The following is a 15,374-nucleotide window of genomic DNA, read 5'->3' as shown; positions in this document are numbered from 1 at the left end:
CAAACACCCCTTATTTAAATACACCCACAGTATATCTAATAGTAACAAAAAGCCAAGCGTCTTGTGGTTGCTTGGCTTTTATTTCTTTTTACTGTTGGGTTTATTTTCTAACTATTGAATAATAATCACCATGAGCGGTTCCCATACCCCTGGCTATCTCTGGCAGAATCGGGCTTTCTGTGACGTTAGCACCCATAGCTTCTATCCTATGCCTAACCAAATCCGCGCTTGAAATAGACAAAAGGTTAACAAAATCTATTCCATCGACCGCACCATCGACCGGCACGATCAAAACACCGCCACGCTTTAGGGCGCGATAAGCATCATGCAACCCTTTCTCTAGAATTTTTCTTTGTTTTTTTCTTGCGGCTGAAATTAAAGGCTGATACTGAGCCTCCAAACGCAAAAACTCTGCGGGCCTGTTCGCCAACAACCAATCTTGAAACAGGTATGGATATTGAAATGAGTTTTTTGAAAGCTGTGTTCCGTCTTCTTTTGTGACCACCAATGCCATTTGTTTTTGAAAATACTCTGGGCCTAGGCGCACTTCAGTTCCGTCATTTCCTATATATTGTAAAGCACCATCGTCAAACACAACAGCATCAAAAAGACCTTCAGTTGAAAAATCCACAGGCCAAGTTGTTGCTAAAGCGTTTCCTTGTGTTGTATCTTGTTTGTTGTTATGCAAATACCCCACAGCACCAGCATCGCCCGGGTCAACAAACAACCATGAAAGCCCCTTTAGTTCTGGAATGGTGATACGCACGTCGGCAACTCCCTGGACATTTCCACGCCCAATAACCATTCCTCTTTTATCTTGCTGGTGAGCGTTAACAAAATCACTGAATATTTTTTGAAATCCGACCAGCATTTTTTGATCAGCGGTGGGAACGAGTACGGGTGCAGGCGTGCTGGTGGGCGCCAGAGCAACCACTTCTCTGTTTGCAATTAAAGCTATTTGAAAATAAGCCTCGCATCCAGGCGAAACAGCCTCTCCGCTTACGCTCTGACACACAGAAACCATAAACAAAGCACACGCTATATTGACAAACCTTCTCATATCGGGCTCCTTTTGCATATACATAGACACAGCTATGTATATATTAAGGCCCAAACTCAGGTCAAGAAGCAAGAAGAAACACTTGCCTTATAAGTCAAGCTCTACGAATTTTGAACACGCCCCCTATAATCCGTCGCCGCCCTTATCCATTCTCTTGATGTCTTGTCTTTCTCGCCACGGCTCTCTCCACAGGGGTTGAAGCAACGCTGTTATCTTCCAGCCATTGTCTTGTTTTTGGATGATGTGTCCGATCTCAAGAATTAGTTCAGTTTTTTTTGATTATTAGAAAAATCCCACCTAACTTTTGTCACAGCAACCTTGTCAGACATTACCTGCAGACTCTGCAAACTATAGTCTGTGTGGGATAGGTCTAGGTATCTGCTGCAATTTACCAACGTTTCAAATACTCGTAGTCACCGATGGTCTGGTGACCAGAATCTTCTATAATAAGTAAAGGGAGAGGATGCCACTTAGAAAAGTCAAAATTTCCAGAATTATAAGCGTTACGCATCTCATCTAAAACTTCTAAGACCTCTTTAGCCGCCATTTGCTTTTCCTCCATTTTGAAACTCCTGCAACCTACGCTCTCTCTGGTCGAAAACAAACTTATTCAACCGATCGACACGCCCACCCTCCGCGCTGTCAGATGAATATTTTTTTATGTCGCCCCTATTCTGTTCTGGGTCTCTCCATGTCGGACAAAGGACAGCGTTTATTTTCCAGATGTTATCTCTTTTTTGCAAAACATATCCCACTTCATGAACAAGTCCAACTTTGTTTTTGGCGTTAAAAAAATCCCACACAACAACCGCCACTACCACAGATTCCGATACCTCCATAAGTTGTCGCACGTGAAATTCTATCTTTAACAGATCCAAATATTTATTACAGTTGATGATGGAATCAAACACCCTTTCAAATGTTTCAACGTCTGCCACAGCTCCAATACCAGCACCTTCTATAAAAAACAACGGCATCCAATGTGTCTTTGTAAAATCAAACTCCTCTGTATTATAAGTGTGTCGAATTTCCTTAAATACATTTGTGATTTCTTGAAAGATCATAACCAGTCCTTACACCTACATTAACATCGGGACACCCCCATCTTGCACCGCGTCAAAGATAAAAAAGAAAACACCCTTTATTCATGCCTTTGTATTTTTGTGATATCTTTTTCGCTGTGCGCGCCATTTCTCCATGTTGGTTGCAGCATTGATATTATTTTCCATCGTGTCTCTTTTTTTTGCACAATATATCCGATCTCTAATGCAAGTTCGTTTTTTTTATGCTCGTTAAAAAAATCCCAAAATACCGTCGCTATGGCAACGCTATCTGCCGCCATTATTAAATGTTGCACTTGAAAATCTATAGTGGGAAGATCTAGATACTCTTTACAATACCGAACGCTATCAAACACTCTTTCTAAAATTACAGGATCAGAAATATAAGAATTGTTAGAATCTTCAATAATCAACAAAGGAACCTCGCACCAGCTGCGAAAATCATGGTCTCCACGATTATATGCACTGCGCATCTCTTTGAATATGTCTATAACTTCTTCAATAATCACAAGAGCCACTCCTTTTGGTTTGAATCTTACTTTATTAATATTCTTACACAAGCAAGTTTGTTACTCTCAATTTTAGAAATACTCCAAGTTTTTTTCATGTCAAGCATTTTTTAATTCGGAAAAACTGTGTTGAAAAGACCTGTGGAAAACCTGTGGATAAACATAAATAATTTGGACGAATTTACTTTTATTAAAATTTCAGGATTTTTTAAGGTTTTTTATCCACAGTTTTTCAAAAGTTATCCCCATCTGTGAATAATCCCTCAACAAACCCGCTAAAACACTCGTTATTGCTATCGGTTTTTTTATTACAACCTGTGAATAAAACCAACAGATCCTCTGTACAAAAAACTTATCCCCGCAATTCATGCATACAACAACTATCTACTATACTTATATAAATATTAAAGAATAGAATAGTTGTGTGGATACTTTTCTAAACCCTACGTAAAAATCGCGCTCCCTTTCATTTTCTGTTAACACCCCTCAGAGCACTTTAGTTCGGGTAGTTTTTTAGTAAACACACACCCTAACAACACCAGGTATAAACAACTGTTTTCTAAGGGGCGACCTGCCGTTCATCGGATTAGGCAACAAGCTATAAAAAAAATATCAACAAATTTTGATTGACAAGAATGCCAGTCCTAGTTTACCTATTAATCGAGGTCAAACCTCAACTGTTAGCGGAACAGATATAAAAAAATCTAACTCACGCTCACCAAGTTTAAATCTTAAAACATACCAAACAATTCAACTTAAGTATTAAGGACAATGCATTTACAAGAATTAAAACAAACAAGTCCAACGGATCTGTTGAGAATCGCAGAAGAGTTGGAAATCGAGAATGCAAGCACATTGCGTAAACAAGACATGATCTTCGCCATTTTAAAAAAGACCGCAGAAAAAGACATTGCGATCTTTGGTGAAGGCGTTGTTGAAATCTTACAAGATGGGTTTGGCTTCCTAAGATCACCCCAATCAAACTATCTTCCAGGACCGGACGATATTTATGTATCTCCCAGCCAGATTCGAAAGATGGCTTTGCGAACGGGAGACACTGTTGACGGAGAAATTCGAGCCCCCAAAGAAGGCGAACGCTATTTTGCCCTTGTAAAGATCAATACGATCAACCACCAAACTCCGGAACATGCAAAACATCGAATTAACTTCGATAACCTTACCCCGCTGTATCCAAATGAGCACCTTAATCTTGAAGTTGACGTTGTTAACAAAAACACAAACAAAACCGAAAAAGACCTTACAACACGAATCATCGACCTTGTATGTCCTTTGGGTAAGGGGCAAAGAGCGCTAATCGTAGCACCCCCGCGTACGGGTAAGACGGTGATGTTGCAAAACATAGCAAACGCAATTACAACCAATCACCCAGAAGTCGTGTTGATTGTTTTGTTGATTGACGAACGTCCAGAAGAAGTTACCGATATGGCGCGCTCTGTAAAGGGCGAAGTCGTAAGCTCTACGTTTGATGAGCCCGCTTCACGCCACGTACAAGTTGCCGAAATGGTCATTGAAAAAGCAAAACGCTTAACAGAACACAAAAAAGATGTTGTGATCCTTTTGGATTCAATCACCAGGTTGGCTCGCGCATACAACACGGTTGTTCCGTCGTCCGGAAAGATTTTAACGGGTGGTGTTGATGCAAACGCACTTCAACGCCCAAAGCGATTCTTTGGTGCCGCTCGAAATGTTGAAGAGGGTGGATCGTTAACGATCATCGCAACAGCATTGATTGACACAGGCTCTCGTATGGACGAAGTCATCTTTGAAGAATTCAAAGGTACGGGCAACAGCGAAATCGTTATGGATCGCAGGGTTAGCGATAAGCGTATTTTCCCAGCGATTGATATTACAAAATCAGGAACCCGCAAAGAAGAAGAGCTTGTGGATCGTTCAACGCTTCAAAAAATGTGGGTACTTCGTCGCGTTCTTATGCCAATGGGCACGGTTGAAGGAATGGAATTTTTAGTTGATAAATTAAAATATTCTAAGGATAATATGGAATTCTTTACGTCTATGAATCAATAGGGAATAAAAAATGTCGAAAGTTGTTATTGATAAGGAAACCGTCAAAAAGATCGGTCAGTTGGCGCGTATAAAGATCGAAGAACACGAATCTGAAAAATACGCAAACGACATCACTGCGGTTTTAAACTGGTTTGAAATGCTTGATGAGGTTGACGTCTCAACAACAGAGCCGGCCAACAATCGCAACCAACAAGCAACACCTCAACGTGAAGATATCATCACGGACGGCGGCAAGGTTGATGCGATAATTGTTAATGCCACAGACGCCAAATTTAATATGTTTTCAGTTCCAAAAGTTGTTGAATAGGTTTGTAAATAATGTCAAAAAAACTAACAACGCTCTCCCTATCTGAAGCAAGGGACGGTTTAAATAAAAAAGACTTCACTTCCGTTGAGCTTACTCAGGCGTTTTTGGATAGAATCCCAACCCTTAAAGAGCTAAACGCCTACGTTGCTGTTACGGGTGATATTGCCCTAACGCAAGCAAAAGCTTCCGATGATCGCCGCGCAAAAACAGGCGCGCTTCCGTTAGACGGACTACCGATTGCTATTAAAGATTTATATTGCACAAAAGGTGTGCGCACAACGGCCGCATCAAAAATATTAAGCAACTTTATTCCTCAATACGAATCCACTGTTACGGCCAACCTTTGGCGCGATGGTGCCGTTATGTTGGGCAAGGTTAACTTGGATGAGTTTGCCATGGGGTCTGCTAATCTGTACAGCTGCTTTGGTCCCGCTTTAAGTCCTTGGAAAAAAGATGGAAAGCACTTAGTTCCCGGAGGGTCTTCCGGTGGATCAGCCGCTGCTGTTGCAGCGCAAGGTGCGTTGGCAGCCACTGCGTCCGATACAGGTGGATCGATTCGTCAACCTGCCTCTTTTTGTGGGCTGACGGGCATTAAGCCAACCTATGGTCGGTGTTCCAGGTATGGAATGGTAGCCTTCGCATCCTCATTGGATCAAGCCGGTCCCATCACCAGAACGGTTCGGGACTCTGCTATAATGTTGGGCAGTATGGCCGGATATGACGCAAAAGATTCTACCTCTGTTAATGTTGCTGTTCCTGATTACGAAGCCATGCTTGGTAAGAGCATTAAAGGCATGAAAATTGGTATTCCAAAAGAATACCGTATGGATGGAATGAACCAAGATATTTTAGATTCTTGGAATCGTGGAGCTCAAATTCTAAAAGATGCTGGCGCAGAAATCATTGAAATCTCATTGCCGTATACTAAATACGCATTGCCAGTATATTACATTATGGCGCCTGCAGAGGCATCTTCAAACCTTGCGCGATACGACGGCGTTCGATACGGCATGCGAACAGAGGCTGCCGACTCTATCTCTGACTTTTATGAAAAAAACCGCGGGCATTTTATTGGTCCCGAGGTTAAAAAGCGCATCTTGATTGGAACCTATGTGCTGTCGTCATCTCAATACGATGCATATTACATGAAGGCGCAACGATTGCGCACAAAAGTGATCGAAGACTTTGAAAATGCATTTAAGCAAGTGGATGTGATTTTAACGCCCACAACGCCGATTCCTCCGTTTATAGCAGGGGAAGAACCAAAGGATCCATTAACCATGTATCTGAACGATATTCTGACCGTTTCCACAAACATTGCGGGACTTCCCGGGATGTCGGTGCCGATTGGATTGGATCGTGATGGGTTACCCTTAGGGTTACAATTAATCGGACCTTCGTTTGAGGAGGGGCGTTTGTTTCAAGTTGGGCAGGTATTGGAAGATGCCGCGAAGTTCCCCTTTTTGTCTCAAGAATAGGTGATACAATGGAAAATAAAAATTTATATAAAGGTCAAACAGGTCTGTGGGAAGTTGTAATTGGAATGGAAATTCATGCTCAAACAGTTTCCAAATCTAAGCTATTTTCAGGTGCGGCAACAGAATTTGGAGCCGATCCCAATACTCAAGTCGCATTTGTGGACGGTGGATTTCCAGGAATGCTTCCTGTGTTAAACTCAGAATGTGTGAACCAAGCAATTCGTACGGGGCTTGGTATGAATTGTTCTATTAATAAGTTCTCGGCATTCGATCGTAAAAACTATTTCTATCCCGATCTGCCTAATGGATATCAAATTTCTCAGTTTTATCATCCCATTGTGGGCTCTGGAAAAGTTATTATTGAGCTTGAAAACGGTGACGCAAAAGAGGTCGGAATTCATCACGCACACCTTGAACAAGATGCTGGAAAAAGTTTCCATGATCTTGATCCTGATAAAACCTACATCGATTTAAATCGCGCGGGTGTGTGCTTGTTAGAAATCGTGACAGATCCCGATATGCGCAGTGTAGAAGAGGCCCAGGCGTTTATTAAAAAGCTACGCACGTTATTAAGATACCTGGGAACATGTGATGGAAATATGGAACAGGGCAACATGCGCGCTGACGTAAACATTTCTGTGCGCAAGCCTGGCGAAGGGTATCGTACGCGTGTTGAGGTTAAAAACGTGAACTCTGTTCGATTTATTGGACAGGCCATAGAATATGAAGTGCAACGCCAAATCGAAGTATACGAATCAGGCGGTGACATTATTCAGGAAACTCGTTTGTTTGACCCCAATAAATGTGAAACTCGATCAATGCGATCAAAAGAAGAAGCAAAAGATTATCGCTACTTCCCAGACCCAGACTTGTTGCCAGTGATCGTTACACAAGAACAAATCGAAGATATTCGCAAAACATTGCCAGAGCTTCCTGATGCAAAGAAAGCTAGGCTGATTGAAACCTTTAAACTTACACCATACGACGCAACGGTGTTAGTGGGCGAAAAAGAAAACGCAGATTTTTATGAATCGGCGATCAACCATCTTACCATGACGGCGGAGTCTCCAAAGATTCTTGCGAATTGGATGACGGTTGAACTGTTTGGTTTGTTGAATAAATCGGGTCTGTCCGTTTTGGAATCAAAGGTGTCTGCAGAGCAATTGGCAGAGCTTGTAAACTTGATCACGACAGATGTGATTTCTGGAAAGATTGCAAAAACTGTGTTTGCCGAAATGTGGGAAACTGGCGCAAGCGCGCTATCAATAGTGGATGCAAAAGGGTTGCGCCAAGTTGTTGATGAATCAGCAATCGCAACAATCATTCAGTCTGTTGTTGATGCAAATCCCGACCATGTTTCAGAATACAGATCTGGCAAAGATAAACTGTTTGGATTCTTTGTTGGACAGGTTATGAAGGTCATGGAGGGCAAAGGAAACCCTGGCATGATCAACGCTCTGCTCAAAAAGCTGCTTGATCAAAAATAAAATTACAAAGCCCTATAACAAGTTGATCCTGTTTATAGGGCTTTTTTCCAACCCTGACTGCTAATTTCAGATATAGCTGACTTCTATAATCTGGGTATGCGGCACTCGGTCGTTAATGTACAATTTAGTACATGTCTCGCCTCGTTCCTGTGCCCAAATTAAATTAGTCTAGCTGTGGTTGTTAGAGTGCGATCTCCGGGTTTGCTTGTAATATATTTTGACAGCAATGTCAATAAAATTGTTTTTCGTTAAGCTAATTTGACGCGGTATAAGTCTCGTTCGGTTTTGCATCAATAAATACTTTTTCCTGGCGAAACAGCTCAGCAAGATAATTGGCCGACATTCCCTTGGGCGCGTTTCTAGATCTTGCAGGGTTAACAGACTCGGTTTCGGCAATGGTGGGTGGGGTGTTTTTAAAATCATCCGGTACAGGTTTGTATGCATCATGAATCGAAATGAGTGTCCAACCTCGATCTCGCAAGGCTTGAACCAGGTCGCCAATATACAGCGCAGTCAGATCATTTGAATGCATCAGCAAAACATGATTCATGGATTGCCGCCCCTGTAAAGCAAACCACCCATCAAAATATTCTACACACTCCAACATAACTTTTAAATAAACTGTGCGCAGTTTTTCATAATCGATCCGCTTTCCCGCGCGCAAGGCTTTCTGCATGATGTAAGACATATAATAATCGCAGTTATTAATGGTGATGCGCGCATTTGTATACCCCAGATCTTTTAAGGCAGAGTTTACCTTTTCAGTTTGAGCCGGATAGCCCTCATCCAAATATGGGTATCGAAACAAAGGGGCGTAACCTGGAAATTCCTTTAATAAAGTCTCGGCTTTTTTTATGTCCTGAATATACGAATCTGCAGAGCAATTTTTTAAACTTCGATGAGAATATGTATGGTTGCAGACGGCATGACCCGCCAACCCAAACAACCGTAATTGCTCGGCACCAAAATCAACAACATGGCTCCCAATTGCAAACACCCCAATGGGGGGAGCCTCAGATTTTCTAAGGTGGTCGATGATGGATAAAGCACGTTGCTGTCCAGTAAACAAAGGGGTAGACGGAGATGGAGCGTCATCAATCGTAATGGCGATACGCTTTGCGTGATAAATGCGCGCAGAAACATGTTGAATGCTCAACATCGTGATTCCGATTAACAATAATCCACGCAAAAAACTCACGACCCACCTTTGTTATTTTTATGATGGTGGCAGATAAAGGTAAAGGCTCTCTTAATTTTAGAAAGAAAGAAGCCCTCTTTGATTCTTCATAGTTTAGCGGTAACACCACCAATTCATATAGTCCCCTTGAATTTGTATAAATCCCCCTTATATATCCAGTGAAGGAGACACCATTATGAAACACATGCTTAAATCATTATTAATTACAGCAGCATTAACAACATCAGCAGCCTTTGCAACAATCGACAATTTTTTGGTAACCGAAGCGGTCGCTTCTCCGGGGGCAGCACAACAGACTATGCTCACCCCTTTTGATATTCTAAGCACAGCACAAGAATTGCACGCGCTTGTGGAGCCAGATTTTAACAGATTGGTCGCATTATGTGGCACCCCCGAAGCCACACCAGAACATAAGGATAGATTAAAGGCTCTTCAGGTTCACGGTCTTGAAAGAGTTGCAGCACTATATGAGCTTTGCCTTACGAGCCCTGGCGCAACACCAGAAAATATTCAAGAGGCTCAGCTTGGGTTGCTCGATATTGAGGCTGGCAGAGCTGCAATATTATTAATAATCTCAGAGTCACGCTAATGCAAAACAAAGGGTGATGCAGACAAAAAGTATAGTTTTGCCGAATAGCGAAAATATTTTCTTGACAGTGTGCAAATAATATGGATACTAATAGATAGAATTGCGAAGAGGCTACCCAAAATCTGGGTAGCCTTTTTTGCATTCGATGTCCAAACAGTATTTCAGCCAAATGATCTGACACCAGATCCTTGACGAGATTTGGTTGAAAGACTCAAAGGACACATGCCGAATCTGAATCCCCAGAACAGACATCTTGTTGTGGATCTTTTTTAGATGCCGTTTACGGAATGGCTTATCTGCGCTCATTACATAGCTTGCACTATGTTACGACGCTCGATTTCTCATTTCTAAAATTCACCTGAAAAACTCTCAACAGGTTAAGTCTGAAAACCCAGAGCCGACGGGCTCGTAAAACACCGACTTTGTATAGTATACTAAAGTCCGCCTTTCCCCATTCGTGTAAGAAATGGGGTTCTTTTTGCACGTGCGGGTTACTGGGGATTCACTCGGTTTTAAACAGCGTGACGCTGAATCCATTAGGTTAGATCCGATGTGATCTGACACGGATTTTATATAACTTAACTTTGAAAACTGCAAACACAGCGCTTTCAAACAAAACAAAGGAACTAAACCACTACTCTTCACGAAAACATCTCAAAATCATTTTTCACCCTTACCCCTCCTGCGCCGAAGGTAGGTCAAAAATCTCTCATCCTAAACTGTTTTTAACAGTCCCTCATTTATTACACATCTCCACAATCGCGCCTGACCAAACCTAATGGGTGCAACGGCACGCAGCCAACCGCAGGTTGGCACGTTACCGGTCGAGAGCCTGTTTAGTCAGCCTTCTTTTTTCACGGAATTTGTGTCTAGCCATCAGTGCTGCTGGTGTTACAAATGACGTTAGCAGCGATCCAAAGGCCACACCATACGATATGCAGATCGCAAGCTGTTGCCAAAATTCCATCGCCGGGTCGCCAATTGTAATGGTGATATTAACAAAGTCAATGTTAACCAAAAAGACAATCGGTAATAACCCCAAGATGACCGTGATATGTGTTAGCACAATAGGTCTTAGTCGTTGAGCACACGTATATAAAATGGCGGTTTTAACGTCCGTAATTTTCTTAACGGTCTCATCAAATGTGTCGATCAGAATAATATTGTTGCTGACGATAATTCCCGCCAGCGCAATGATGCTGACGCCCCCCATAACAACGCTGAATGGAATTTGATGAATCATTAATCCGATAAAGACGCCGACTGTGGACATTACAATAGCGCTTAATACCAAAAAGGCGCTAAAGAAGCTGTTGAATTGTAGAATCAACACGAACAACATTAGCATAATCGCCCACATAAACGCTTTTCCTAGGAATGCACCAGATTCTTTTTGATCTTTGTCTTCTCCTCTAAAAACGACACTGACGTCTTTTGAAAAAGGTTTCGATTTTTCAATCCATTCGTTGATGGCGTTTACTTTGTCGCTGGCCAAGTGACCCTCGGCGACGTTTGCTTTTACGCTAATAATTCGCGAACCGTTTAGCCTACGAATGGTTCCAACCTTGTCTGAGAATGATTGAGTTGCAAATTGGCTGATAGCAACTGAACCTAATGGTGTGGGCAACCTTAGGTGCGCAATCTCATCAAAGTTTTTATAGTTGGGATTAAATCGCAGCAGAACATCCAGTTCGTCGCGTTTTGATTCTGTTCGATAGCTTCCAACTTTTACACCGGTGGTTAACATGCGCAAGACTCCCCCGACAGCTTGAATGGTTGCTCCATACTTTGCAGCTTCGACGCGGTCAACGTTAATGTTTAGCTGTACGCCGGGTAAAAATCGACTATCTTCAACATCTTGTACGCCACCAAGTGCGACTAGTTTGTCTTTTAAAATATCGGCTGCTTTCATTAATGAATCCAAAGAAGTTCCCGTTAAACCAATATCAATAGGCTTGTCCGATGGTGGACCGCTTTTCTGAACAGAAACGTCCAGAATAACTCCGGGTACACCGGCGCAGCGTTGCTTGATTTCCTTTAAAATATCATTAACCCTGCGACGTTTGTTCCAATCATCAAATTCTAGAAAAATTGTTCCAATGGTGTCGGGCGGGCTGCCTTTGTCCATTGCGCCTTTTGTTCCACCCTTAATCGCATCAGTTCGGGCGTAAATGGATTTTAGTTCTTTCATATCTAAAATAAGAGATTCCACTTGCCAAACCAGAGCATCTTTTTCAAGTCCGGACATATCTCCGCGGGCTCGGATATTAATTTGAGCTTGTTCGGGATCGGTATCGGGAAAAAACACAACACCATTGTTTAAAAAGCTATAAACAACCTGGACAATAATCAAAGAAGATATACCCGCCCCAATTAATCTCCACGGGTGGTGTAGTTGCTTTTCCAGCAACATTACATATTTACCCGTGATGCCTTTTATTTCGTCAAACTTACAATTTTGAGCAGCAAGAATATCGTCTTTGCTTTTTTCATAATGCGCAAGATCAACCTTTGCGGTCATTGCGCCCAATATCGGCGTAAAAAACACCGCCATAATGATTGATCCGCCAAGCGTCATGATAAGCGTGATGGGCATAAACTTCATAAACTCACCCACAAGGCCAGGCCAAAATAGCAACGGCATAAAGACAATGGCGATGGTTCCAACAGAGGTTAGAATAGGTATCAGCATTTTATGTGCGGCGTCTTTGTAGGCATTTACGCGATCGACGCCTTCAATCATTCGCCGATCCGCATATTCAACCACAATGATGGCGCCATCCACCAACATTCCAGCCGCCAAAATAAAGCTGAACAGCACGATCATGTTCATGGTGTATCCCATAGCATTTAGAAGCAGCAACCCAATCAAAAATGATCCTGGTACCGATAGCCCGACTAAAATAGACGGACGAACACCCATAGAGTAAACAATCACCCCAATTACAAGCATCAAAGTAAATATGAGCGTGTTCTGGAGGGTGAACAAAAAGTCTTGAATGTGTTTTGTTTGGTCTTGAGAAAACCCAACCTCAACGGCTTGTGGCCACTGATCGCTAGCTTTTGCTTGGCTTAATACGTACTTTACTTTTTCAATAGTCTCAATGATATTTTCGCCGGTTCTTTTTGTAATTTCCAGCGCAATTGCAGGCTGGCCACGGTCCCTGGCATATGAGGTTGCATCTTGATAAACAAGCTTTACATCTGCAATATCTTTGAATGTTACAACCTGTGATCCGTTCATCATGACGGGGAAATCGAATAAGTCTTTTACATCATTGATTAATCCTGGAACCTTTACAGGAAAGCGTCCTTTGCCGGTGTCTAAGCTGCCAGAGTTAACCATGACATTGTTGGCTGAAAACTGTTGAATGACTTGCATCAAATCAACAGCATAGTTTTCCAATTTGACGGGGTCTATTTGAATTTCAACCTGCTCTGTTCGGTCGCCAAGCATGTTGACCTCTAGAACTTCTGACACATTTGCCTCTATGGCATCTTTAAGGGTTCTACCCAGTTCGATCAATGTGCGCTGTGGCACGGCGCCCGATAGTTTTACTGTCAAAACTGGAAACTTGCTGGTGTTGATTTCAATAATATTGGGCTCAAGCGTTTCGGTGGGAAGATCTGCTTTGGCGATGTCGACTTTGTCTCTAACTGCATCTTTTGCTTCTTTTGCGTTAAACCCAGCGTTGAATTCTAGGGTGATATTTGCGCCCCCTTCAAAGGCTGTTGACTTATAATCTTTTAAGTTTTCAAGGGTGCGCAGCTGTTTTTCCATCGGACGTATTAACAATCGCTCAGCATCTTCTGGGGCGATGCTATCGTGTGTTAGCTGAACAATCATGATGGGAATTTTAATGTCTGGGAATGATTCTTTAGGTATTTTAATATAGGTTGAGATACCCGCAATAAAGATTAACACCAGCAATGATAATATTGCACGATTTTGTCGTAACCCAAACTCAACAATTGATCTCATCATGGTTTTGCTTCCTTAGTTTTCTAGAACATACAGTGGAGCGGTTGAAGGCTCATCGCACTCGTTTGCAAACATAGAATTATATTCTTCTGAAGGAAGTATATTTTTTGCTATATCGGCGGATACGGTGATGACATTATCAAACACACTTTCTGATTTTACGCCTTTTGCTTTTGCAATATGCATCAAATCACTTTGAGACAAGTCGTCCCCGCATAATTCTGTAAAATCAACAGTGTTAAATTTCTTTGGCGATTTTACTGATGTAAGCACGGATGTAATGATGTCTTCACCTTCTGCAAACTTAATTCCATCTTCAAAAAACACAACCACGGTTGCGCCGTTTTTTAAAGCAATGGCATGTGTGATGGACACGTGGGGTGCAGATTTTAATGCCTTAACCAGCGGGTTCGTAAAATATTTTTCTATGTCTTTTGGGGGTGATGCAGGAATATCGAAACGTGCGCTCACAACAAGTGGCGTTGGTTCGATATTTTGAGTATCATTGCTGCACGCAACCAAACAACACGTCACAATAAATGTAAAAACCTTATTGCGCATGCTCTGGACCTTTTAATTTTTCTGAGGGTTCCCATTGAACTTTTTCCCCAGAATTTACAAAGTTTGAACCATAGTCAATCACAATTGTTTCGTCGGGTAATCCAGTGACCCAAATAATGTCGCCGGCGCTTTGGGCAAGCTTTACTGGATAAGATTCAACTTTGTTTTCTGCGTTTATGACTTTTACAGCCATGTTTCCGTTTTGATCGATAGACAATATAGAAGGGTTAATTTTATGTACTTTTTGTTCAACGGTTGGAATATCAACTTGTGCGGTTGCCCCTTCTGGAAATTTGAATTCTGGATTATCTATAGAAACCTCTACCAAAAACATATGTGTTTTGGGGTCGGCGATAGAGCTTATAAACGTGATTTTTCCAGACACTTTTTCATCGTTTGAAAAACGCATTTGCGCCGCATGATTTAAGATAACGCGACCGTAATCTTTTTCTGAAATGTACAGTTGTATCAGGATCGGATCAAGGTTAAGCAGTGTGGCAACAGGCATGCCGGGCGCAACAACGCTGCCCTCTTCTAATAAGACGTCGCCCAAGACGCCTTTAAACGGGGCGCTTATAACCGTGTTTTTAATCTCTTTTTCAATTTTTGCCAGATTTGTTGCTGCGGTTTCATATTCAACTTGTGCGGTTTTTAAGTTGATGTCAGATCTGAAATTGTCCTTAGCAAGCTGCTTGGTAATGTTTAGATTGTGTTTCGCCAGTTCATAGGCCGCCTTTATTTGTTTTAGCGATTGGCTTCGATCTTCAAGTTGTATTGTTGCAAGGGTTTCATTAATATTAATAGTGTGTCCCTTTTGATGGTGAATACGATAGATCTGTCCTGATGTTTCGCTTAACAAATTAATTTTCTTACTTGCTTTAGATGTGCCAGAGGTTCTAAGCGTGATTGTTTCGCTTGTTGCTTTAGATGGATGGGCGTAAACTTTAAACTCTGCTGCCGGATGTTTAAGATCTTCTGATCCGGGAAAAAATTTAGAAACTAGAATTAATAGAATAATAATCCCAATTCCGCCAAATAAGAAATTCTTGGGAATTGATTTAAGAGTTTGTCTTACTGTGTTTGGGTGTTTCATAAT

At 41.9% G+C, this 15,374-nt stretch carries 13 protein-coding genes; 5 read left to right on the top strand and 8 right to left on the bottom strand.

Annotated features, from left to right (window positions below; genetic code table 11):
- Positions 1-100 precede the first annotated feature (100 nt).
- From CPBP_RS04380 to CPBP_RS04365, 4 genes are all read right to left on the bottom strand, one after another.
- Complete coding sequence (locus tag CPBP_RS04380) at positions 101-1,060, bottom strand: hypothetical protein (RefSeq protein ID WP_350331649.1); 960 nt, start codon at positions 1,058-1,060, stop codon at positions 101-103.
- Positions 1,061-1,448: 388 nt separating this feature from the next.
- Complete coding sequence (locus tag CPBP_RS04375) at positions 1,449-1,622, bottom strand: hypothetical protein (RefSeq protein ID WP_350331648.1); 174 nt, start codon at positions 1,620-1,622, stop codon at positions 1,449-1,451.
- Complete coding sequence (locus CPBP_RS04370) at positions 1,597-2,124, bottom strand: DUF6841 family protein (RefSeq protein ID WP_350331647.1); 528 nt, start codon at positions 2,122-2,124, stop codon at positions 1,597-1,599. Before CPBP_RS04370 ends, CPBP_RS04375 begins: the two co-directional genes overlap by 26 nt.
- 77 nt (positions 2,125-2,201) lie before the next feature.
- Entirely contained in the window at positions 2,202-2,630 is a 429-nt protein-coding gene (locus CPBP_RS04365) for a hypothetical protein (RefSeq protein ID WP_350331646.1), read from the bottom strand.
- Between the two features lie 771 nt (positions 2,631-3,401).
- On the opposite strand from CPBP_RS04365, the gene rho reads away from it, so the two are divergent.
- Genes rho through gatB form a run of 4 tightly spaced genes read left to right on the top strand, consistent with a single transcriptional unit; the run spans position 3,402 to position 7,948 of the window.
- A complete protein-coding gene (rho, locus tag CPBP_RS04360; RefSeq protein ID WP_350331645.1) occupies positions 3,402-4,676 on the top strand; it encodes a transcription termination factor Rho in 1,275 nt (424 codons plus the stop codon).
- 10 nt (positions 4,677-4,686) lie between these two features.
- Positions 4,687-4,983, top strand: coding sequence for an Asp-tRNA(Asn)/Glu-tRNA(Gln) amidotransferase subunit GatC (gene gatC / locus CPBP_RS04355; RefSeq protein WP_350331644.1), 297 nt, complete (start codon positions 4,687-4,689; stop codon positions 4,981-4,983).
- Positions 4,984-4,994: 11 nt separating this feature from the next.
- Positions 4,995-6,461, top strand: coding sequence for an Asp-tRNA(Asn)/Glu-tRNA(Gln) amidotransferase subunit GatA (gatA, locus tag CPBP_RS04350; RefSeq protein WP_350331643.1), 1,467 nt, complete (start codon positions 4,995-4,997; stop codon positions 6,459-6,461).
- Between the two features lie 8 nt (positions 6,462-6,469).
- Positions 6,470-7,948 (top strand): Asp-tRNA(Asn)/Glu-tRNA(Gln) amidotransferase subunit GatB, encoded by a 1,479-nt coding sequence (gene gatB, locus CPBP_RS04345; protein ID WP_350331642.1) that lies wholly within the window; start codon positions 6,470-6,472, stop codon positions 7,946-7,948.
- Positions 7,949-8,201: 253 nt separating this feature from the next.
- Here the strand turns inward: gatB and CPBP_RS04340 are convergent, their stop codons facing one another.
- Positions 8,202-9,107 (bottom strand): polysaccharide deacetylase family protein, encoded by a 906-nt coding sequence (locus CPBP_RS04340; protein ID WP_350331641.1) that lies wholly within the window; start codon positions 9,105-9,107, stop codon positions 8,202-8,204.
- 214 nt (positions 9,108-9,321) lie between these two features.
- On the opposite strand from CPBP_RS04340, the gene CPBP_RS04335 reads away from it, so the two are divergent.
- The gene (locus CPBP_RS04335; protein WP_350331640.1) at positions 9,322-9,735 is read left to right on the top strand and encodes a hypothetical protein; all 414 of its coding nucleotides are present in this window, start codon (positions 9,322-9,324) and stop codon (positions 9,733-9,735) included.
- 817 nt (positions 9,736-10,552) lie between these two features.
- Here CPBP_RS04335 and CPBP_RS04330 read toward each other — a convergent pair.
- The 3 genes from CPBP_RS04330 to CPBP_RS04320 are packed head-to-tail and all read right to left on the bottom strand — an operon-like array spanning position 10,553 to position 15,371.
- Positions 10,553-13,720 (bottom strand): efflux RND transporter permease subunit, encoded by a 3,168-nt coding sequence (locus CPBP_RS04330; protein WP_350331639.1) that lies wholly within the window; start codon positions 13,718-13,720, stop codon positions 10,553-10,555.
- 12 nt (positions 13,721-13,732) lie between these two features.
- Positions 13,733-14,278, bottom strand: a complete 546-nt coding sequence (locus CPBP_RS04325) for a hypothetical protein (RefSeq protein ID WP_350331638.1) — start codon at positions 14,276-14,278, stop codon at positions 13,733-13,735.
- The gene (locus CPBP_RS04320; protein ID WP_350331637.1) at positions 14,268-15,371 is read right to left on the bottom strand and encodes an efflux RND transporter periplasmic adaptor subunit; all 1,104 of its coding nucleotides are present in this window, start codon (positions 15,369-15,371) and stop codon (positions 14,268-14,270) included. Before CPBP_RS04320 ends, CPBP_RS04325 begins: the two co-directional genes overlap by 11 nt.
- Between the last annotated feature and the right edge of the window lie 3 nt (positions 15,372-15,374).

Source organism: Candidatus Bodocaedibacter vickermanii (genome assembly GCF_014896945.1).
GTDB classification, from domain to species: domain Bacteria; phylum Pseudomonadota; class Alphaproteobacteria; order UBA6184; family UBA6184; genus Bodonicaedibacter; species Bodonicaedibacter vickermanii.
Note: the sequence above shows the minus strand (reverse complement) of the source record. Positions and strands in the feature narration are given on the sequence as shown.

Bases quoted from the DNA above. Each gene is read 5' to 3' on its own strand.
- CPBP_RS04380 (WP_350331649.1), bottom strand. From the start codon at position 1,060: ATGAGAAGGTTTGTCAATATAGCGTGTGCTTTGTTTATGGTTTCTGTG.
- CPBP_RS04375 (WP_350331648.1), bottom strand. From the start codon at position 1,622: ATGGAGGAAAAGCAAATGGCGGCTAAAGAGGTCTTAGAAGTTTTAGAT.
- CPBP_RS04370 (WP_350331647.1), bottom strand. From the start codon at position 2,124: ATGATCTTTCAAGAAATCACAAATGTATTTAAGGAAATTCGACACACT.
- rho (WP_350331645.1), top strand. From the start codon at position 3,402: ATGCATTTACAAGAATTAAAACAAACAAGTCCAACGGATCTGTTGAGA.
- gatC (WP_350331644.1), top strand. From the start codon at position 4,687: ATGTCGAAAGTTGTTATTGATAAGGAAACCGTCAAAAAGATCGGTCAG.
- gatA (WP_350331643.1), top strand. From the start codon at position 4,995: ATGTCAAAAAAACTAACAACGCTCTCCCTATCTGAAGCAAGGGACGGT.
- gatB (WP_350331642.1), top strand. From the start codon at position 6,470: ATGGAAAATAAAAATTTATATAAAGGTCAAACAGGTCTGTGGGAAGTT.
- CPBP_RS04340 (WP_350331641.1), bottom strand. From the start codon at position 9,107: ATGTTGAGCATTCAACATGTTTCTGCGCGCATTTATCACGCAAAGCGT.
- CPBP_RS04335 (WP_350331640.1), top strand. From the start codon at position 9,322: ATGAAACACATGCTTAAATCATTATTAATTACAGCAGCATTAACAACA.
- CPBP_RS04330 (WP_350331639.1), bottom strand. From the start codon at position 13,720: ATGATGAGATCAATTGTTGAGTTTGGGTTACGACAAAATCGTGCAATA.
- CPBP_RS04325 (WP_350331638.1), bottom strand. From the start codon at position 14,278: ATGCGCAATAAGGTTTTTACATTTATTGTGACGTGTTGTTTGGTTGCG.
- CPBP_RS04320 (WP_350331637.1), bottom strand. From the start codon at position 15,371: ATGAAACACCCAAACACAGTAAGACAAACTCTTAAATCAATTCCCAAG.